This is a genomic window from Micromonospora sp. NPDC048930 (genome assembly GCF_043197935.1).
Classification (GTDB): Bacteria; Actinomycetota; Actinomycetes; order Mycobacteriales; family Micromonosporaceae; genus Micromonospora.
The window spans coordinates 209,449-228,670 of sequence record NZ_JBICUB010000004.1; the positions used below are offsets into that span (position 1 = coordinate 209,449).

Here is a 19,222-nt window from a genome sequence, read left to right on the forward strand (position 1 = left end):
GACGGCGGCGCTGCCGTACCGTTGCTCGCCGTGTATACGGGAACCGCGCACTTCGACCTGTTGCTGCCGGGGGACTCCCGGTCCCTGAAGGCCAAGCGGTCGTACGTCCGGCCGATCGTCGCCGCGCTGCGCCGGTTCGAGGTGTCCGCCGCCGAGGTCGGCGCGCTCGACCTGCACGGCCGGGCCCAGATCGGGGTGGCCGTGGTGGCCGCCGAGGCGGCGCACGTCCGGGAGGTGCTCGACACCTGCGAGCGCCTGGTGGCCGCCCGCCCGGAGACCGAGCTGCTCTCGGTCCGCCGCCGCCTCTACGGCGAGGAGGACTGACCGGCAGGTGGGGAAGGGCCACCTTTACCCGCAGCAGGCGTTGACAGGGGCCCTTCCTCGCAGCGGCGGCCCCGCCGCGAGGGCCACGATCGCGCGGGTAGTGTTCGAGTTGTTGGGCGGTCGGACCCGGCGGCACCACGCCGTCGTCTCCGGCCGACGGCTCCAGCGACGGCTTCAGGTCGCGGCGTCAGACGCACGGAACTGAGGTCGTCGTGGCGGCGCGGCGTCAGACGCGCCGAGCTGGAGCCGTCGTAGGGAGCAGGGTGATCCTGGAGGTGGGGGACATGACGGATCCGGCCAAGGTACGCCGGCACGCGGAGCGCATCCGTGAACTGGTCGCGTCGGTGGTGCGGAGCCAGATCAAGGACCCCCGGCTCGGCATGATCACCATCACCGACGCCCGGATCACCGCCGACCTGCGCGACGCCACCGTCTTCTACACCGTGCTCGGCGACGCGGCGGCCCAGGCCAGCACCGCCGCCGCGCTGGAGAGCGCCAAGGGCATGCTGCGCAGCACGGTCGGCAAGGCGCTCGGGCTGCGCCACTCGCCGACCCTCACCTTCGTCCTGGACGACGTGCAGGACCAGGTCAAGCACATCGACGACCTGCTCGCCGCAGCCCGTACCGCCGACGCCGAGGTGCAGCGGTTGGCCGCCAAGGCGCAGTACGCGGGTGAGGCCCAGCCGTACCGGCTGGACGCCGAGGACGAGGGCGACGAGGCCGAGGACGACGAGCCGCGCGGCGGCGAAAGCCGGTGACCGCTCCCGCCGAGGGCGGCGCGCCGGTCGGTGCCGGCCCGACCGACACCGACTGGGCGGCCGCCGTCGCGGCGGTGCGCGGCCTGCCGGCCGATGCCCGGGTGCTGCTGATCTGCCACGTCAACCCGGACGGCGACGCGCTGGGCAGCATGCTCGGCTTCGGGCTGGGCCTGCGCCGGTTCGGCGTCCGGCACCTCCAGGCGACCTTCCCCGGGCCGTCGGAGGTGCCCGAGCCGTTCCGCTGGCTGCCTGGGCTGGACCTGCTGGTCCCGCAGGACGACGTGTACCCGGATCCGGACCTGGTGATCTGCTTCGACGCGGCGAGCGAGTCCCGGCTGGGTGTCCTGGTCGACCGGCTGGACAAGGCGGGCGTCGCGCTGGTGCTGGACCACCACGCCTCGAACACCCGGTTCGGCGGCATCCACCTGGTCGACCCGCACGCGGCGGCCACCTCGGTGGTCGCCGAGGGGCTGCTGGACCGGCTCGGCGTGCCGCTGGACGCGGAGATCGCGACCTGCCTCTACGTCGCGCTGAGCACCGACACCGGCTCCTTCCGCTTCGAGGCCACCACCCCGGCGGTGCACGCGATGGCGGCCCGGTTGCTGGCCACCGGCATCCGCCCGGGGGACATCTCGCGGCGGATCTTCGACACCCGGCCGTTCGGCGCGGTCCGGCTCTTCGGCGAGGTGCTGGTCCGCGCCCGGCTGGAGCCGGCGGCCGCCGCCGGGCGCGGGCTGGTCTGGACGTACGCCACCCAGGCCGACCTGGCCCGGCACGACCAGCCGGCGTACGTGCTGGAGGCGCTGATCGACTCGGTCCGCTGCACGGCCGAGGCGGACGTGAGCTGCGTGCTGAAGCAGGTGTCGGCGGCCGAGTGGGCGGTGTCGCTGCGCAGCAAGGGCGCGGTGGACGTCAGCGCGGTGGCGGTGGCGCTCGGCGGCGGCGGCCACCGGTTCGCGGCCGGGTTCACCGGGCGGGGCACCGTCGACGAGGTGGTGGACCGGATCCGCGGCGAGCTGGCCGGGGCCCTGCTGACCGGCTGAGCTCAGGGATCATTCCGGGGCGTGCCGGTCTTCCCGCGCTCCGTGACGGTGGGGACAATCGGGAGATGGATCACCCCCGAGAGCTCACCGTCGAGGCGCCCCGAGCCTGGGACCGTCCGGTCGTCTCCGTGCCGGTGCTGATCTGCCTCTCCCTGGTCGGCGGGCAGCTGCCGTCCTTCTCCGCCCAGGCCAACCTCTACACCCTCGGCACCGGCGGCGCGCTGATCTGGATCGGCCTCAACAACCGGGTGCCCCGCCGGGCCGCCCCGCGCCGGCTGCCCCGGGGCGCGGTCTGGTGGCTGCTGCCGGTCACCGTCTTCGGCGTGTTCGAGGGGGCGACCTTCGTGCTGTCGGTGGGGGACGAGTTTCCCACCTTCTCCCGGCTGGCCGACCCGCTGCTGGAGGATCACCTGGTCCGCTCGGCGGCCTGGTTCGCCTGGCTGTCCGCGTTCTGGGGGCTGGTCCGCCGATGATGCGCGCGCTGGCGATCGGCGGTTTCCTGGCCGCGCTGCTGCTCTTCGCCGCCGTCGAGTGGGCCGCCCGGCGGGAGGGTTCACGGATCCCGTCCCTGGCCGATGTCTGCGCCTTCGTGATGCGCTACGAGGTCGGTCCGGTGCCGGTGGGCCGGATCGGTCTCTTCGGCTTCTGGTGGTGGCTGGGCTGGCACTTCCTGGCCCGCTGACGACGGCTCCAGCGAGCGGGAGGCGCCGCGCCGGCCCGTCCCCATCCGTGTCCGCATCGCGGGAACACCGGGCAGCATGTGGAAAATGAACGTTAACTTAAGTGCGGGACCGGCGCTTTCCGGCGCTGGTCACGGGCGGTGGCCCACACCCGGTGCCGCCTCCCTCCAGGGTCAGACCGACCCGGGCTTCACGCTGCCAGGCGAGCCGCTCCGGTGATCCCGGACCGCTGCCCGGCGCCCAGCAGGCACACCCTGGAAGGACACTCCCATGGCCACCAAGCGCAAGCCGCAGACCGAGACCAGCACCGACGAGGCGCGCGAGCAGATGCGCCGCGCGCTGCAGACCTCGATGGACACCCGTCAGTGACGACGGGCTTCAGGTCGCAGCGCGGCACCAGACGCGCCGAGCTGAAGTCACCGCCGCAGGCCGTCCGGCGGTGACGCCGGGGACGACGTCACCGCCGCACCGGTCACCCGCTTCCCCTTACCCCACGCCCGGCGCTACCGCCCCCCGGTGCGCCGCATCCTGATCGTCGGCAGTCCGGGCGCCGGCAAGACCACGCTGGCCCGCGAGATCGCCCGGCGGCTCGACCTTCCCCTGATCCACCTCGACCGGCACTACTGGCGGCCGGGCTGGGTTCCCGCCTCCGACGCCGAATTCCGCGCCGAAGTGGCCGTGCTCGCCGCCCGCCCGGCCTGGGTGCTGGACGGCAACTACGGCAGCAGTCTCGACCTGCGGCTGCCCCGCGCGGACCTGCTGGTGCTCTGCGACCCGTCCCGGCTGCGCTGCCTCGCCCGGGTGCTCCGCCGCCGCTGGACGCATCGCGCCACGTCCCGGCCCGACCTCCCCGAGGGCTGCCCCGAGCAGATCGACCTGCCGTTTCTCCGCTACCTCTGGCGCTATCCCCGCCGCTCCCGCCCCCGCGTCCTGGCCGCGGCCCGCGCGATCGCGCCGGACCTCCCGGTGCTCCGCCTGCGCACCGCCGCCGACACCCGCCGCTTCCTCGCCACCCTCCCCGCGGCTCCGCGCTGATCGCTGCTCGTCACGCTCGATCCGGGAAGTAGTGGCCTCCCGCCGTGCCCGAACCCACTACTTCCAGCATCGAGCAAATCCTGGGCTGGCCGGGGCAGGTCGTCCGTCACCGCCGCCAGCGGCCGCCGCGGGTCATGGCCCCGCCGTCCGACGCGCTCGGGGTGGGCCGTCGCGGTGGGGGGCAGGTAAGTGATGTAGGCGCTTGCATCCCTTACCTTGCGCGTGCCAGGATCGGCGGCGATGAGTCAGACCGTCGCCCCCGCCCCCGCCGCCTCGCCCCGGCGGATCGCCGCGCTCGCCCTTCCGGCCCTCGTGGTGCTCGCCGCCGAGCCGCTCTACGTCCTGGTGGACACGGCGGTGGTCGGGCACCTGGGCCGCGTACCGCTCGCCGCGCTCGCCGTCGGCGGCACGGTGATGACGCTGACCGCCTGGCTCGGCACCGTCGTCGCGTACGGCACCACGGGGCGGTCGGCCCGCCGGTTCGGCTCGGGCGACCGGGCCGCCGCGGTGGCCGAGGGCGTCCAGGCGTCCTGGCTCGCGTTGACCGTCGGGGTGCTGGTGGCGCTCGCCATCGGCGTCGGCGGCGGGTGGCTGGCGCGTACCCTCGTCGGCGGCCCCGGCGAGGTGGCCGACGCCGCCGCGAACTGGCTGCGGATCGCGGCGCTCGGCGCGCCCGGCCTGCTGCTGGCCGCCGCCGGCAACGGCTGGCTGCGCGGCATCCAGGACACCCGCCGCCCGCTGCTCTTCGTGCTCGCGCCCAACCTGCTCTCCGCGCTGCTCTGCCCGCTGCTGGTCTACCCGGTCGGGCTCGGGCTGGCCGGCTCGGCGGTGGCGAACGCCGTCGCGCAGACCCTCTCCGGCAGCCTCTTCGCGGCGGCGCTGGTGCGCGAGCGGATCTCCCTGCGCCCCCGGCCCCGGATGATCCGCCAGCAGCTCGTGCTCAGCCGGGACCTGCTCATCCGGGGCGTCGCCTTCCAGGCGAGCTTCCTCTCCGCCACCGCGGTCGCGGCCCGGTTCGGCGCCGCCGCGGTCGGCGCCCACCAGATCGCCGTACAACTGTGGTTCTTCACCGCCCTGGTGCTGGACGCCCTCGCGATCGCCGCGCAGGCGCTGATCGGCGCGGCGCTCGGCGCCGGCGACGCGGCCGGCGCCCGCGCCCTCGCCCGCCGGATCGCCCTGCTCGGCGGCCTCTGCGGCGTGGCCTTCGCGGTGCTGATCGCCGCCGGCGCCGGCCTGGTGCCGTCCTGGTTCAGCTCCGACCCGCAGGTACGCGAGCAGGCGATGCTCGCCTGGCCGTGGTTCGTCGCGCTCCAGCCGATCGGCGGCGTGGTGTTCGCCCTCGACGGGGTGCTGATCGGCGCCGGGGACGTCCGCTACCTGCGTAACCTCACCATCGTGGCGGCGCTGGGCGGCTTCCTGCCGGCCATCTGGCTGGCCTACGGGTTCGACCTCGGCCTCGGCGGGATCTGGGCCGGGCTGACCCTGTTCGTGGTGCTCCGGCTGGTCGCGCTGCTGCTGCGGCTGCGCTCCGGCGGGTGGGCGGTGGTCGGCGCGGTCCGCTGACGGCCGGCGGACACCGGCCGTCCAGTCATCCGCTCGTTCGGACCTGGTCGGTTTCCGGCCGTGGTCAGCAGGTGTCCGGCAGGTCGAGCGTCTTGTCCGGATCGAAGACCGCGTCCGGGTCCGGATCGTCGGGGCCGCCGAAGCTGGGCGTGCCCAGGTCGAGCAGGCCCTTGTCGAACGCGGCGCAGTCGATGTTGGAGGCGTACGAATTCGCCTCCTCGATCCACAGGCCGTTCGAGCTGCGGTCCACGTCGTCCGGGTGCGGCACGCTCCACACCACCGTGTCGTGCACCACGACCACCCCGTCCCCTGGCACCGTGCTGCTGGTCGGGAAGGCGTACGCCCAGACGAAGTTGGTGGTGACCTCCAGGATGCGGATGCCGCTGGCGTCCTTCGTGGCCCGGTAGCTGATCCGTCCTTTGGCCCGGGGCTGGTCGCCGGTCATCCGGGCCCCGGGCGTCAGCTTGGTGGCGTAGGTGGCGAAGGTGTCGGAGGCGAAGTCCTTGCGCAGGTCGGCCCGGGCGTCCGGGGCGAACTGCCGGATGAAGGGCTCCGGGTCCTTCGTGGTCGCGAACCGGCGGTCCAGCCGCGCGGTCACCAGGGCCGTCCGGACCTTCGCCAGGGCGGCTGCCACCTGCTTCTGGGTGAACGGGCCGGTTCGCTTCGCGGCAGGCAGGGCGATCCCCGCCGTACCCTCGGGGAACGCCGCCGCCGGGGTGCCGTCGAACGGGCCGGTCGCCGGGGGCGGCGACGCCGAGGTGACGGCCTGCTCACCGGGCGGCTGGCTGATCGTCGGGTAGGCCGCCGAGGGCTCGCCCCAGCGCTGGACGGCCCGGTAGCCGACGGTGCCGACGAGCCCGAAGAAGGTGAGCAGCAGCAGCGCCGCCGCGCCGCCGAGCAGCTTGACGGAGTGCCGGCTCAGCCAGATCCGGCGGCGGTCAGCGGCGCTCGGCTCGGCGTCAGGCTGCGGATGGCGGAGCCAGTCCGGGACCGTGCCCAGCCCGTCGGCGGGTGCCGTCCACGGGTCAGGGCGGCGTGGCGGGTCGGGGAGGCGTGGCGGGTCGGGGAGGCGCGGCGCTTCGGGGGTCGGGCCGTGGTCGGTCATCGTGGTTCCCAGGGACGGTACGGCGGGGCACCGCATGATCGCACCGGCGCGGTCATCGCGCTGCCCTGGGTGGCGAAGAGGGACGTTCCGGTCGGGCCAAGCTGTCCTCGTGGGCCCATCGGCCGACGGCCGTCCCGCCGCCCCGTTTCCGGTACGCCTCAGCAGCTGTCCGGGAGGTCCAGCGTGGCGTCCGGATCGAAGACCGCGTCCGGGTCCGGGTCGTCCGGACCGCTCAGGCTGCGCGCGCCCGGCTTGAGCAGGCCCTTGGCGAAGGCCGCGCAGTCGATGTTGGCGGCGTAGGAGTCCGCGTCCTCGATCCACAGCCCGTTCGAACTGCCGCTGACGTCGTCGGGATGCGGCACGCTCCAGACGACCGTGTCGTGCACCACGACCAACCCGTCGCCCGGCACGGTGCTGCTGGTCGGGAAGGCGTACGCCCAGACGAAGTTGGTGGTGACCGCCAGGATCCGGATGCCGTCGGCGTCCTTGGTGGACCGGTAGCTGATCCGCCCCTTCACCCGGGGCTGGTCGGCGGTGAGCCGGGCGCCGGGCGCCAGCCGGGTGGCGTACGCGGCGAAGGTGTCCGAGGTGAAGTCCTTGCGCAGGTCGGCGCGGGCATCCCGGGCGAACTGCCGGACCAACGGTTCCGGGTCGGTGGTGGTCATGAACCGGCGGTCCAGCCGCGCCGTCACCAGAGCCGTCCGGACCTTCGCCAGGGCGGCCGCCACCTGCTTCTCGGTGAACGGGCCGGTCCGCTTCGCGGCCGGCAGAGCGATCCCCGCCTGCCCTTGCCGGAACGCGGCGGCCGGGGTGCCGTCGAACGGGCCGGTCGCGGCGGGCGGCGACGCGGAGGTGCGGGCCGGCTCGACGGGTGGCCGGCTGATCGCCGGGAAGACCACCGGCCGCCCCCGGGCCGGCGGCATCGACACCAGCACGGCGACGCCGACCACCCCGACGAAGGCGAGCGTCAGCAGCACCGTCACGACGGTCAGCAGGTTGCCGGAGCGCGGGCTCAGCCAGCTCCGCAGTCGGCCGCCCCGGGCCGAGCCGGCGGCGACGTCCGGCTGGGGCGGCCACTGCGGGCCGGTCGCCGGGCGCGGCCACTCCGGGGCGGTCGCCGGCCCGGCCCGGTGGCCGGGCGCCGGGGCGGGGTTGTGCGGTGGTGCGGAGTTCTGCCGATCGTCGGTCATCGCGACCCCCGAGGACGAGTGGGCGAGATGTCCGTGAGTGTCACATCTTGTCGCTCCGCGCGGTATCCCCCGGCCGGATCGGAAGCGGAATCTGGCAGGCTTGGCGGCCGTGAGCACAGACGGTCTGATCGTGGTCGACAAGCCCGGCGGCATGACGTCGCACGACGTGGTGGCGCGCATCCGGCGGCTGGCGCGTACCCGGCGGGTGGGGCACGGCGGCACGCTGGACCCGATGGCCACCGGGGTGCTGGTGATCGGCGTCGGCCGGGCGACCCGGCTGCTCACCTACGTGATCGGCGCCGGCAAGAGCTACACCGCGACGATCCGGCTCGGTCAGGCCACCGTCACCGACGACGCCGAGGGCGACGTGATCGCCACCACCCCCACCACGGGGGTGACCGACGAGGCGGTGGTCGCCGCGCTCGCCGCGCTCACCGGCGAGATCGACCAGGTGCCGAGCGCGGTGAGCGCCATCAAGATCAACGGTGAGCGGGCGTACAAGCGGGTCCGCGAGGGGGAGAGCGTCGAGCTGCCCGCCCGCCGGGTCACCGTCTCCCGGCTGGACGTGCTGGCGATCCGCCGCGACAGCCCGGACGTGGTGGACGTGGACGTGGACGTGACCTGCTCGTCCGGGACGTACATCCGGGCCATCGCCCGGGACGCGGGCCTGGCGCTCGGGGTCGGCGGCCACCTGACCGCGCTGCACCGGACCGCGGTCGGCGGCTTCACGCTGGCCGAGGCGGCCACCCTCGACGCGCTGGAGCAGCGCGCGCCCGAGGTGGTCAACCTGCCGCTGGACGCCGCCGCCGACCGCTTCTTCCCGCGCCGGGACGCCACGCCGGAGGAGGCGAAGATTCTCTCGCACGGCGGTCCGCTGGACCCGGCCGGCATCACCGGGCCGTACGCGGTCTTCGGGCCGGACGGCGGGTTGATCGCTATCGTCAGCGAGCGGGACGGGCGGGCGCGCGCGGAGATCGTGCTCGCCCCGGCCTGACGGCGGCGGCGCGGAGCACTGTGGCGAGCAGGGGAGGAGCGGGCATGCAACGGTGGCGGGGGTACGAGGCGGCACCCGGCGGCTGGGGCCGTTCGGTGGTCACCATCGGCGTCTTCGACGGGGTGCACAAGGGACACCAGGCCACCATCGGCCACGCCGTGGCGCGCGCCCGGGAGCTGGGCGTCAAGTCGGTCGTGGTCACCTTCGACCCGCACCCGGCCGAGGTGGTGCGCCCCGGCTCGCACCCGGCGGTGCTCACCGAGCCGGCCCGCAAGGCCGAGCTGATCGAGGCGCTCGGCGTCGACGTGCTCTGCGTGGTGCCGTTCACCCCGGAGTTCTCCCGACTGCCGGCCGAGGCGTTCGTGCACGACATCCTGGTCGAGCACCTGCACGCCGCGCTGGTGGTGGTCGGGGCCAACTTCCGCTTCGGGCACAAGGCGGCCGGCGACGTGGCCCTGCTGGAGCGGCTGGGCCGCACGTTCGGCTTCGGGGTGGAGGGCGCCCCGCTGGTGGCCGAGGCCGGCACGGTCTTCTCCTCCACGTACATCCGCTCCTGTGTCGACGCGGGCGACGTGGCCGCGGCGGCCGCCGCGCTGGGCCGGCCGCACCGGGTGGAGGGCGTGGTGGTCCGCGGCGACCAGCGCGGACGCGAGCTGGGCTATCCCACCGCCAACCTGCTGACCCACCGGTACGCGGCGGTCCCCGCCGACGGCGTCTACGCCGCCCGGCTGGTACGCCGGGGCCGGGAGCCGCTCGCCGCGGCCGTCTCGATCGGCACCAACCCGACCTTCTCCGGGCGGGAGCGCCGGGTGGAGGCCTTCGTGCTGGACTTCACCGGCGACCTGTACGGCGAGCGGCTGGCTCTGGACTTCGTGGCACACCTGCGGGAACAACGGACGTACGACTCGATCGAGCCGTTGGTGGCGCAGATCGCCGAGGACGTCGAGCGGACCCGCCGGGCGGTGGGCTGAGCCGCGGCGCGCCCGCCCGGGCGGCGGTTGGGCTGCCCCCCGGCGCGCCGCCCCGGGGCGGCGTCGTGCGGCCCTTCACCCGGCGGTTCCCGACCGGGCTGGTAGTCTGGCAGGGACGTCGGCTGACCGACGCGGGGCCTCGCCTGCCTGCACGACGCCGCGGGTGCGAGGAACCGGTCCGTCCCCCGGTCGCTCCGACCGCTCCGACGGACCTCATCGAACCACCCACGAAACAGGGAGAACATGGCGCTCGACCAGGACACCAAGGCCAAGATCCGCGCGGAGTACGCGACCTCCGAGGGCGACACCGGTTCGCCGGAGGTGCAGGTCGCGGTCCTCACCAAGCGGATCGCCGAGCTCACCGAGCACCTGAAGGTGCACAAGCACGACCACCACAGCCGCCGCGGGCTGCTGCTGCTGGTCGGCCGTCGCCGTCGGCTGCTCAACTACGTCCAGAAGAAGGACATCAACCGCTACCGGTCGCTCATCGAGCGACTCGGCCTGCGCCGGTGACCTGACGGGGGAGTGGCCGCTCGGCCGCTCCCCCGTTCCGGTACCACAGGAAAACCGGGCCACGCGACCACCCGAGAGGGAGCCGGTCGGCGTACCGGTCTCCGGTAGTGGCCCCCGGGCACCCCGGCATCCGCCGGTCACCCGGGCGCTTCGATCGAAGACCGGCCGTCCGAGCAGCTCCCGCGTCGTGGGCCCCCCGATGCGAAGGAGCATTGCCGCACCATGACCGAGAACCGACTCGGCACCGAAGCCCGTACCGCCGTCATCGACAACGGCGCGTTCGGCACCCGGGAGATCACCTTCTCCACCGGCCGGCTGGCCCGTCAGGCCGCCGGCTCCGTCATCGCCCAGCTGGGCGAGACCGTCGTCCTCTCCGCGACCACGGCCAGCAAGCAGCCCCGGGAGCAGTTCGACTTCTTCCCGCTGACCGTCGACGTCGAGGAGCGGATGTACGCCGCGGGCCGGATCCCCGGCTCGTTCTTCCGCCGCGAGGGCCGCCCCAGCGAGGACGCGATCCTCACCTGCCGGCTGATCGACCGTCCGCTGCGCCCGTCCTTCGTCAAGGGCCTGCGCAACGAGGTCCAGGTCGTCGAGACCGTCCTGGCGCTCGACCCGCAGCACCCGTACGACGTGGTGGCGATCAACGCCGCCTCGATGTCGACCAAGCTCTCCGGCCTGCCGTTCTCCGGCCCGATCGGGGCCACCCGGATGGCGCACGTCGACGGCCAGTGGGTCGCCTTCCCGACCTACGAGGAGCTGGAGCGGGCCACCTTCGACATGGTGGTGGCCGGTCGGGCCCTGCCGGACGGCGACGTCGCGATCATGATGGTCGAGGCCGAGGCCACCGAGCACACCGTGAAGCTGGTCGCCGGTGGGGCCACCGCGCCGACCGAGGAGGTCGTGGCCAGCGGCCTGGAGGCCGCCAAGCCGGCGATCCGGGAGCTGTGCCGGGCGCAGAGCGAGCTGGCCGAGGTGGCCGCCAAGCCCACCGTCGAGTTCCCGATCTTCCTCGACTACCAGGACGACGCGTACGACGCGGTGGCCGAGGTCGCCCGCGCCGACGTCGCCGAGGCGCTGAAGATCGCCGGCAAGCACGACCGCGAGGAGGCCCTGGACCGGATCAAGGTCAAGGTCGCCGAGGAGCTCGGCCCGCGCTTCGAGGGCCGGGAGAAGGAGCTCTCCGCCGCGTTCCGCTCGCTGACCAAGTCCGAGGTCCGCAGCCGGGTGCTGCGCGAGCAGGTCCGCATCGACGGCCGCGGCCCGCGCGACATCCGCCCGCTGACCGCCGAGGTCGGCGTGCTGCCGCGGGTGCACGGCTCGGCGCTGTTCGAGCGGGGCGAGACCCAGATCCTGGGCGTCACCACGCTGAACATGCTGCGCATGGAGCAGTCGCTGGACACCCTCTCCCCGGAGAAGTCCAAGCGCTACATGCACAACTACAACTTCCCGCCGTACTCCACCGGTGAGACCGGCCGGGTCGGCTCGCCGAAGCGGCGCGAGATCGGCCACGGCGCGCTGGCCGAGCGGGCGCTGATCCCGGTGCTGCCGTCCCGCGAGGAGTTCCCGTACGCCATCCGGCAGGTCTCCGAGGCGCTCGGCTCCAACGGCTCCACCTCGATGGGCTCGGTCTGCGCCTCGACGCTGGGCCTGCTGTCGGCCGGTGTGCCGCTGAAGGCGCCGGTCGCCGGCATCGCCATGGGCCTGATCTCCGACGAGGTCGAGGGCAAGACCCAGTACGTGACGCTGACCGACATCCTCGGCGCCGAGGACGCGTTCGGTGACATGGACTTCAAGGTCGCCGGCACCCGGGAGTTCGTCACCGCGCTCCAGCTCGACACCAAGCTCGACGGCATCCCGTCGGACGTGCTGGCCGCCGCGCTCCAGCAGGCGCACGAGGCCCGGCAGACCATCCTCGACGTGATGCAGCGGGCCATCGAGGCCCCGGCCGAGATGTCGGACTACGCCCCGCGGGTCACCACCGTCAAGATCCCGGTCGACAAGATCGGCATGGTGATCGGCCCGAAGGGCCAGACCATCAACGCCATCCAGGACGAGACCGGCGCCGAGATCTCCATCGAGGACGACGGCACGATCTACGTCGGCGCGACCAACGGCCCGTCGGCCCAGGCCGCGGTCGAGCGGATCAACGCGATCGCCAACCCGACCCTGCCGAAGGTGGGCGACCGGTTCCTCGGCACCGTGGTGAAGACCGCCGCGTTCGGCGCCTTCATCTCGCTGCTGCCGGGCCGGGACGGCCTGCTGCACATCTCCAAGGTGGGCGACGGCAAGCGGGTCGAGAAGGTCGAGGACTTCCTCAACGTCGGCGACAAGGTCGAGGTGGAGATCGCCGACATCGACCAGCGCGGCAAGATCTACCTGGACAAGGTCCGCCCGGAGGGCGCCGAGGCGCCGGCCGCCGGTGAGGCCGCCGGTGGCGAGCGCCCGGCCGGCCGGGACCGCGGCGGCGACCGCGGTCCGCGTGACCGGGGCGACCGGGAGCGCGGCGAGCGCGGCCCGCGCCCGGAGCGCGGCGAGGGTGGCGAGGGCGGCGGCGAGTCCCGCCCGCGTCGCCGGACCCGGCACAGCTGATCCACCAACCGGCCGGGCGACGTCGACGGCGTCGCCCGGCCGGTCCACGACTCGAGGCCGGCGCGGCGCAGGTCGCGCCGAGCCGGCGTCGTGGCTGATGACCACGCACCACCCACCCCTCGTCGAACTGGAAGCAGGTTTTCGTGAGCCGGACCCGGCGTTCGTCTTTCCCTGCGGCTCGACGGGGGGTGGCGTCGTCCGGCGCCGTCCGGCACGCGACCGGGGCCGTCCGGTCCGCCGGCGGCGCGACCCGGGCGGTCACCCGCACGCTGAGCGAGGACCCGCTGGGCGGCACCGTACGCCGTACCGTCCTGCCCAGCGGGCTGCGCGTGCTCACCGAGGCGATCCCGGCGATGCGCAGCGTCTCGTTCGGCATCTGGGTCGCCGTCGGCTCCCGGGACGAGACCGGGCCGCAGGCCGGCGCGGCGCACTTCCTGGAGCACCTGCTCTTCAAGGGCACCCGCAAGCGCACCGCGCTGGACATCTCGGCCGAGATCGAGGCGGTGGGCGGCGAGACCAACGCCTTCACCACGAAGGAATACACCTGCTACTACGCCCGCGTGCTGGACGAGGACCTGCCGCTGGCCATCGACGTCATGTGCGACCTGGTCGCCGACTCGGTGCTGGCCGCCGCCGACGTGGAGACCGAGCGCGGCGTCATCCTCGAAGAGATCGCCATGCACGACGACGAGCCCGGCGACGAGGTGCACGACCTCTTCGCCCGCGCCGTCTACGGCGACCATCCCCTCGGCCGGCTGATCTCCGGCACCGAGGACACGGTCACCCCGATGACCCGGCGGCAGATCCAGAACTTCTACCGCCGCCACTACACCGCCCCGGAGATCGTCATCGCCGCCGCCGGGAACCTCGACCACGCCGCCGTGGTCAAGCTGGTCCGGCAGGCGCTGCGCGGCACCCCGCTGGACACCGACCCGGCGGTGCCGGCCGCGTACCGGCCGGCCACCCCGGCGGTACGCACGAAGCCGGCCGCCACCCTGGTCGAGCCGAAGGAGACCGAGCAGGCGCACGTCATCCTCGGCTGCCCCGGCATCGACCGCCTCGACGAGCGGCGCTTCGCCCTCGGCGTGCTCAACAACGTCCTCGGCGGCGGCATGTCCAGCCGGCTGTTCCAGGAGATCCGCGAGCAGCGCGGCCTGGCCTACTCGGTCTACTCGTACGCCAGCCAGTACGCCGACAGCGGGCTGTTCGCGGTCTACGCCGGCTGCGCGCCGGGCAAGGTGGACGAGGTGCTGGAGCTGACCCGGGCCGAGCTGGCGAAGGTGGCCGCCGGCGGCATCACCGAGGCCGAGCTGGCCCGCGGCAAGGGGATGAGCAAGGGCTCCTTCGTCCTCGGCCTGGAGGACACCGGTTCCCGGATGAGCCGGCTGGCCAAGGGCGAGCTGCTCTACGGCAACCTGATGCCGGTGGACGAGCTGCTCGCCCGGGTCGACGCGGTGACCCTCGACGAGGTGAACGCGCTCGCCGCCGACCTGCTCGGCCGGCCGATGTCGCTCGCCGTGGTCGGCCCGTTCGACAGGTCCGCCTTCGTCTGACCGGTACCGCCAGGGCGGGATGCGGCGGTCGGGCGGTCCGTCGCTCGGGAGGCCGCCGGCTGCCGCAGCCCGAGTCGATCATGCTCGTCCGGTGGGACGGCCGCCGGTCCGACGGGGGGACGACGTCCCGATTGGGATAGGTTGTGCCCCGTGACTGACGAGCAGGAGAAGAACCCCACCGAGCCGATCCGGGTCGGTGTGCTGGGCGCCCAGGGACGGATGGGCATGGAGGTCTGCAAGGCGGTCGGCGCGGCCGCCGACATGGACCTGGTCGCGACGGTCGACCAGCGCGACCGGCTGGCCGACCTCGCCGGCGCCGGCGCCGAGGTGGTCGTCGACTTCACCACTCCCGACGTCGTCATGGACAACCTGCAGTGGTGCATCGACCAGGGCATCAGCGCGGTGGTGGGCACCACCGGCTTCACCGGGCAGCGGCTCGACCAGGTGCGCGGCTGGTTGGAGCGCAAGCCCGGGGTGGGCGTGGTGATCGCCCCCAACTTCGGCATCGGCGCGGTGCTGATGATGCAGTTCGCCGCGAAGGCGGCCCGGCACTTCGAGTCGGTCGAGATCATCGAGCAGCACCACCCGCGCAAGCTGGACGCGCCCAGCGGCACCGCCACGCACACCGCGCGGCTGATCGCGCAGGCCCGCGCCGAGGCCGGTCTCGGCCCCGCGCCGGACGCCACCAAGGACGAGGTGCCGGGCGCCCGGGGCGCCGAGATCGACGGCGTACGCGTACACGCCGTCCGGGCGGCCGGCCTGGTCGCTCACCAGGAGGTGCTCTTCGGCACCACCGGCGAGACGCTGACCATCCGGCACGACTCGCTGGACCGCGCCTCGTTCATGCCCGGCGTGCTGCTCGCCGTCCGCGCGGTGCGCAACCGGCCCGGCCTCACCGTCGGCCTGGACGCCCTGCTCGACTGAACCACCCCGCCCGCCCGCGCGGGTGGACCCGATGCCGGCCGGCCGTACCCCTCGGGGCGGCCGGCCGTCGCGCGTCCCGGGCACCGCGGCGGGCCGGGCGCAGGTCCGCAACGGCGATCAGGCACGGTGCCCGCCACCCGGTGCAGGCTGTACCCATGACCTCGACGGACGGGCTCACCGGAATCCTCGACTGGCTCCAGGTCGCGCTCGACGACCCGACCGTCAGCGCGACGGATGTCGCGGCCCGGGCCCACCTGTCCCGGTTCCACTTCGACCGGCTGGTCGCCGCCGCCACGGGCGAGCCGCCGGGCGCCCTGCGTCGCCGGCTGCTGCTGGAACGCGCCGCACACCGGCTCACCACCAGCGACCGGACCGTCCTCGACATCGCCGTCGAGGCCGGGTACGGCTCGCACGAGGCGTTCACCCGCGCGTTCCAGCGGTCGTACCGGGTGGCGCCGAGCGTGCTCCGGCGCCGCCCGCCGCTCACCTTCCGCGAGCTGGAGCTGCCCTGCCCCAGCGGCGTCCACTTCCAGCCTCCCGGCGGCCTGCGGCTGCCGGCGGCACGTCAGGAGACTCCCATGAACGTTCTCCAGCACCTGGTCGACCACCACGTACAGACCCTCACCGCGATCATCGACCGCGCCGGCACCCTCCACGACGAGGTGCTCGACCGGCCGGTCAGCGTGTCGGTGGAGACCATCGACGACCAGCCGACCCTCCGGTCACTGATCAACGCGATGGTCACCCAGGAGGAGCACTGGCTCTCGGCGCTGCGCGGCGGCGAGTGGCCGGACGAGAGCGACCGTTCGGTGGCCGGGCTGGCCGCCCGGCACGCCGTCGCGGGCCGCGACTGGCGGGCCTTCGTGGCGCGGACGCTGGCCGCCGGCACCCTGGCCGACACCTTCGTCGACACCACGTGCTCGCCGCCGACCACTCACACGCTGGGCGGGACCATCGGTCACGTGATCACCTTCGCCGCCGTCCGGCGTACCCTCGCCATCGGCGCCCTGCACACGGCGGGGATCACGGATCTCGGCGCGGGCGACCCGCGCCCCTTCCTGGACGCCGCGGCGGCCGGCTGACGAGGCGCCCGTCCGTCCCGATGATCGACTCCGGCTCGCCGAGGTGGCGGTATCCGTGAACCGTCGATACCGCCACCTCGGCGACGTGAAGTCGAGCGGGCCGCCCCGGCGGTTCGGCCGCTCCGGCTCCGGCGAAACAGATGGCCGAGCGAGCGGGCCGAACCTAGGCTGACCGCCGTGATCGATTCCGGGCTGCGTGACCGCGCCGGCCGCCGGGTGACCCTGCGGCCGGTCGACGACGACAACTGGCGGGCGGTGGCGGACGTCGCGCCCCGGGACGACCAGCGGGGCTTCGTGCCGGCGCTGGCCGCCCGCTACCTGGTGCTGACCATGCGCTCGGACGTCTGGACCTCGCTCGCCGTGTACGCGGACGAGACGGTCGTCGGGCACGTCATGTGGGGCGTGGACGACGACGGCTCGCGCTGGCTCGGCGGCATGGTGATCGACGCCGCCGAGCAGGACCGCGGGGTGGGGCGGGCCGCCGTCCGGACCCTCACGAACTGGCTCGCGGAAGCGGGTGAACCGATCCGCCTGAGCTACCACCCGGACAACACCCCGGCGGCCACCCTCTACCGCTCCCTCGGCTTCCACCCCACCGGCGCGATGGAGGACACCGAACTCGTCGCCGAACTCCCCCGCTCCTGCCCCGTCTGTTGATCAAGGAGTTCGCGTCAGAAATCGGCCGCGCCGCGACGCAAACTCCTTGGTCAACTCGCCGTGGGGGAGGGGGTTTCGGTGGGACGGCGGGGGGTGGGGAGGTGGGGGTGGGTCAGGGTCAGGGCATCGGGGAGGTTGGTGATCGTGGGGTGGCCTTCGCGGTCGACGGTCACGGTGACGGGGGTGCCGGCGATCCGGAGGCCCTCGGCGGATAGGGCGCCCAGGTCGGGGCCGGCCAGCGGGTCCAGCCGCACCCGCCCGCCCGGCACGTCCGGGTAGAGCCCCACCCCGGCCTGGAGCAGCAGCACGGCGGCCGCCGCCGACCAGGCCTGCGGGTGGCAGGCCGCCGGGTACGGCACCGGGCGGCCGAGCGCCGACCGGTCGTCCCCGCCGTACAGCTCGGGGAGGCGGAAGTCGAACGCCTCGGCGGCGCCGAGCAGGCCGTCGGCGAGGCGGAGCGCGGCGTCCCGGTGCCCGGCCCGGGCCAGCCCGCCGAGCACGATCGCGGTGTCGTGCGCCCAGATCGAGCCGCAGTGGTACGACAGCGGGCTGAACCCGGCGTCGTCGGTGGACATGGTGCGCAGCCCGAAGCCGCCGGCCAGGGCCTCGGTGGACAGCAGCGCCGCGACCTGCGCCGACTCGTCGGCCGACAGCAGCCCGGTGCCGAGCAGGTGACCGATGTTGCTGGTCAGCGAGTCCACCGGCCGCTTGTCCCGGTCCAGCGCCAGCGCGGGCTGGGGCCCGTACCGGCCGTCGACCCAGAACGCCTGGCGGAACCGGCGGGCGAGCCGGTCGGCGTACCCGCGCCAGCGGTCGCCGCCGGGGCGGCCGAAGGCGTCGAGCAGGTCGGCGCCGTTGACCGCCGCCTCGTACGCGTACCCCTGCACCTCGGCCAGCACGATGGGCGGGGCGGCCAGCCGGCCGTCGCGGAAGCGGATCGAGTCGCCGGAGTCCTTCCAGCCCTGGTTGGCCAGGCCGTGGCCGGTGGTGTCCACGTACTCGACGAAGCCGTCGCCGTCGGCGTCGGCGTGCTCGGCGAGCCAGCCGAGCGCGGCCTCCAGGTGCGGCAGCAGGGGTTCGACCTGCTCGGCGGGGAGACCCCAGCGCCAGGCGTCGTGCAGCAGGTTGACCCAGAGCATGGTGGCGTCGACCGTGCCGTAGTAAGCCGGCGGCAGCCGCAGCCCCTCGTCGGCCAGGGTGAACTCGTGCCGGCGCAGCTCGTGCAGGATCTTGCCGGGCGCCTCGCCGGTGGCCGGGTCGACCCGGGTGCCCTGCCGGCGGGCGAGCACCCGCAGGGTGCCGGCGGCCAGGTCGGTGCCGAGCGGCAGCAGCATCCGGGCGGCCCAGAGGCTGTCCCGGCCGAACAGGGTGAGGAACCAGGGCACCCCGGCGCCGAGGAAGACGTCCTCGGGGTGCGCGGGGTCGGCCAGCCGCAGCCCGCGCAGGTCGGCCAGGGCGCGGTCGAGCAGCCGGACCAGCCGGCGGTCGTCGGCGCGCACCTCCGGGACGGACCAGCCGGGGCCGGCGGGCGGGGCGGCCACCACGGCCTTCGGGTCGGTGACCGCGAGCCGCCAGCGCAGCGTCACGGCGGTGTCGGGCGCGACCGTGAGCGGCCAGCTCAACCGGGGCGCGGTGGCCCGCTCGCCGGCGGCGTCCACGGTGGCGGCCTCGCCGGTCACCGTCACGGTGACGCCCTCGGCCGCCCACTGGACCTGGCCGGGCTCGCCGGCCTTGGCCTCCAGCGGCGCGCCGCTGCCGCCGGACTTGACCAGCTCGATCGGGGCGAGGTCGCAGCCGAGGTCGATGCTGAGCGTGGCGTGGACCGGGGCCGCGGCGGTGGAGGAGACGACGATCTCCTCGGTGATGCCGTGCGGGCCGGCCTGGCGGGTCCGGTCGATCCGGACGGTCGGGTCGGGGGTGGGGTCGCCGAGCCAGCGGGCCAGGCTGACGAAGCGGGCGCCGTGCGGCCCGGCCGCCCCGCGGGTCAGCGCCTCCGGTTCCCGGTCGTCGACGCGCAGCTCGGCGCGGGAGAGCACGCGGGCGTCGGCGTGGAAGACGCCCTGGACGCCGCTCGGCCGGATCTGACCCGCCGTGTCGCCCAGCGTGCTGGTGGGGGCGTGCACCACCCCGACCAGGTCGTGCAGCAGGGGTTGCAGGTGGCGTTCGGACAAGGGGGAACTCCTGGTGCTGATCGTGGCCGGCACGTCTTGACAGAAGCCGCCGGCCCGGTGCAAAGTGCGA

Annotated in this window: 18 protein-coding genes; 15 read left to right on the top strand and 3 right to left on the bottom strand. The window is 74.3% G+C overall.

The window, feature by feature from the left end; translation table 11 throughout:
- The first annotated feature begins 30 nt into the window (after positions 1–30).
- From ACGFI9_RS13105 to ACGFI9_RS13135, 7 genes are all read left to right on the top strand, one after another.
- Complete coding sequence (locus ACGFI9_RS13105; protein WP_393178166.1) at positions 31–324, top strand: DUF503 domain-containing protein; 294 nt, start codon at positions 31–33, stop codon at positions 322–324.
- A 284-nt stretch (positions 325–608) separates the two neighbouring features.
- Complete coding sequence (gene rbfA / locus ACGFI9_RS13110) at positions 609–1,082, top strand: 30S ribosome-binding factor RbfA (protein ID WP_393178167.1); 474 nt, start codon at positions 609–611, stop codon at positions 1,080–1,082.
- The gene (locus ACGFI9_RS13115) at positions 1,079–2,125 is read left to right on the top strand and encodes a bifunctional oligoribonuclease/PAP phosphatase NrnA (RefSeq protein WP_393178168.1); all 1,047 of its coding nucleotides are present in this window, start codon (positions 1,079–1,081) and stop codon (positions 2,123–2,125) included. Before rbfA ends, ACGFI9_RS13115 begins: the two co-directional genes overlap by 4 nt.
- 65 nt (positions 2,126–2,190) lie before the next feature.
- On the top strand, positions 2,191–2,598 hold the full coding sequence (locus ACGFI9_RS13120) for a hypothetical protein (RefSeq protein WP_393178169.1): 408 nt from the start codon (positions 2,191–2,193) through the stop codon (positions 2,596–2,598).
- Positions 2,598–2,807 (top strand): DUF6186 family protein, encoded by a 210-nt coding sequence (locus ACGFI9_RS13125; protein ID WP_172968016.1) that lies wholly within the window; start codon positions 2,598–2,600, stop codon positions 2,805–2,807. The genes ACGFI9_RS13120 and ACGFI9_RS13125 overlap by 1 nt, the downstream gene beginning before the upstream one ends.
- Positions 2,808–3,321: 514 nt before the next feature.
- A complete protein-coding gene (locus tag ACGFI9_RS13130) occupies positions 3,322–3,840 on the top strand; it encodes an AAA family ATPase (RefSeq protein ID WP_393178170.1) in 519 nt (172 codons plus the stop codon).
- Positions 3,841–4,080: 240 nt separating this feature from the next.
- Positions 4,081–5,403 carry an MATE family efflux transporter gene (locus tag ACGFI9_RS13135; protein WP_393178171.1) on the top strand — a complete coding sequence of 441 codons (1,323 nt, stop codon included), beginning with the start codon at positions 4,081–4,083 and terminating at the stop codon, positions 5,401–5,403.
- A gap of 64 nt (positions 5,404–5,467) precedes the next feature.
- Here the strand turns inward: ACGFI9_RS13135 and ACGFI9_RS13140 are convergent, their stop codons facing one another.
- Complete coding sequence (locus tag ACGFI9_RS13140) at positions 5,468–6,508, bottom strand: hypothetical protein (protein ID WP_393178172.1); 1,041 nt, start codon at positions 6,506–6,508, stop codon at positions 5,468–5,470.
- A 158-nt stretch (positions 6,509–6,666) separates the two neighbouring features.
- The gene (locus ACGFI9_RS13145; RefSeq protein WP_393178173.1) at positions 6,667–7,698 is read right to left on the bottom strand and encodes a hypothetical protein; all 1,032 of its coding nucleotides are present in this window, start codon (positions 7,696–7,698) and stop codon (positions 6,667–6,669) included.
- A gap of 109 nt (positions 7,699–7,807) precedes the next feature.
- Here ACGFI9_RS13145 and truB point away from each other — a divergent pair, with 109 nt between their 5' ends.
- From truB to ACGFI9_RS13185, 8 genes are all read left to right on the top strand, one after another.
- Positions 7,808–8,692, top strand: coding sequence for a tRNA pseudouridine(55) synthase TruB (truB, locus tag ACGFI9_RS13150; protein ID WP_393178174.1), 885 nt, complete (start codon positions 7,808–7,810; stop codon positions 8,690–8,692).
- A gap of 44 nt (positions 8,693–8,736) precedes the next feature.
- Positions 8,737–9,663: a bifunctional riboflavin kinase/FAD synthetase gene (locus tag ACGFI9_RS13155; RefSeq protein WP_393178175.1), complete on the top strand. Its 927-nt coding sequence runs from the start codon at positions 8,737–8,739 to the stop codon at positions 9,661–9,663.
- Between the two features lie 243 nt (positions 9,664–9,906).
- Positions 9,907–10,176: a 30S ribosomal protein S15 gene (gene rpsO / locus ACGFI9_RS13160; RefSeq protein WP_393178176.1), complete on the top strand. Its 270-nt coding sequence runs from the start codon at positions 9,907–9,909 to the stop codon at positions 10,174–10,176.
- A 222-nt stretch (positions 10,177–10,398) separates the two neighbouring features.
- Positions 10,399–12,765 carry a polyribonucleotide nucleotidyltransferase gene (locus ACGFI9_RS13165; RefSeq protein ID WP_393178177.1) on the top strand — a complete coding sequence of 789 codons (2,367 nt, stop codon included), beginning with the start codon at positions 10,399–10,401 and terminating at the stop codon, positions 12,763–12,765.
- A 188-nt stretch (positions 12,766–12,953) separates the two neighbouring features.
- The gene (locus ACGFI9_RS13170) at positions 12,954–14,318 is read left to right on the top strand and encodes a M16 family metallopeptidase (RefSeq protein WP_393178178.1); all 1,365 of its coding nucleotides are present in this window, start codon (positions 12,954–12,956) and stop codon (positions 14,316–14,318) included.
- 150 nt (positions 14,319–14,468) lie between these two features.
- Positions 14,469–15,242, top strand: a complete 774-nt coding sequence (dapB, locus tag ACGFI9_RS13175) for a 4-hydroxy-tetrahydrodipicolinate reductase (protein ID WP_393178179.1) — start codon at positions 14,469–14,471, stop codon at positions 15,240–15,242.
- A gap of 155 nt (positions 15,243–15,397) precedes the next feature.
- On the top strand, positions 15,398–16,324 hold the full coding sequence (locus ACGFI9_RS13180) for a helix-turn-helix domain-containing protein (RefSeq protein WP_393178180.1): 927 nt from the start codon (positions 15,398–15,400) through the stop codon (positions 16,322–16,324).
- A 177-nt stretch (positions 16,325–16,501) separates the two neighbouring features.
- Positions 16,502–16,981 (top strand): GNAT family N-acetyltransferase, encoded by a 480-nt coding sequence (locus ACGFI9_RS13185; protein WP_393178181.1) that lies wholly within the window; start codon positions 16,502–16,504, stop codon positions 16,979–16,981.
- Between the two features lie 50 nt (positions 16,982–17,031).
- Here the strand turns inward: ACGFI9_RS13185 and ACGFI9_RS13190 are convergent, their stop codons facing one another.
- Positions 17,032–19,152: a glycogen debranching N-terminal domain-containing protein gene (locus ACGFI9_RS13190; RefSeq protein WP_393178182.1), complete on the bottom strand. Its 2,121-nt coding sequence runs from the start codon at positions 19,150–19,152 to the stop codon at positions 17,032–17,034.
- Positions 19,153–19,222 lie beyond the last annotated feature (70 nt).

Coding starts and splice junctions, on each gene's coding strand:
- rbfA (WP_393178167.1), top strand. CDS start 609: ATGACGGATCCGGCCAAGGTACGCCGGCACGCGGAGCGCATCCGTGAA.
- ACGFI9_RS13120 (WP_393178169.1), top strand. CDS start 2,191: ATGGATCACCCCCGAGAGCTCACCGTCGAGGCGCCCCGAGCCTGGGAC.
- ACGFI9_RS13125 (WP_172968016.1), top strand. CDS start 2,598: ATGCGCGCGCTGGCGATCGGCGGTTTCCTGGCCGCGCTGCTGCTCTTC.
- ACGFI9_RS13135 (WP_393178171.1), top strand. CDS start 4,081: ATGAGTCAGACCGTCGCCCCCGCCCCCGCCGCCTCGCCCCGGCGGATC.
- ACGFI9_RS13140 (WP_393178172.1), bottom strand. CDS start 6,508: ATGACCGACCACGGCCCGACCCCCGAAGCGCCGCGCCTCCCCGACCCG.
- ACGFI9_RS13145 (WP_393178173.1), bottom strand. CDS start 7,698: ATGACCGACGATCGGCAGAACTCCGCACCACCGCACAACCCCGCCCCG.
- ACGFI9_RS13155 (WP_393178175.1), top strand. CDS start 8,737: ATGCAACGGTGGCGGGGGTACGAGGCGGCACCCGGCGGCTGGGGCCGT.
- rpsO (WP_393178176.1), top strand. CDS start 9,907: ATGGCGCTCGACCAGGACACCAAGGCCAAGATCCGCGCGGAGTACGCG.
- ACGFI9_RS13165 (WP_393178177.1), top strand. CDS start 10,399: ATGACCGAGAACCGACTCGGCACCGAAGCCCGTACCGCCGTCATCGAC.
- ACGFI9_RS13180 (WP_393178180.1), top strand. CDS start 15,398: ATGACCTCGACGGACGGGCTCACCGGAATCCTCGACTGGCTCCAGGTC.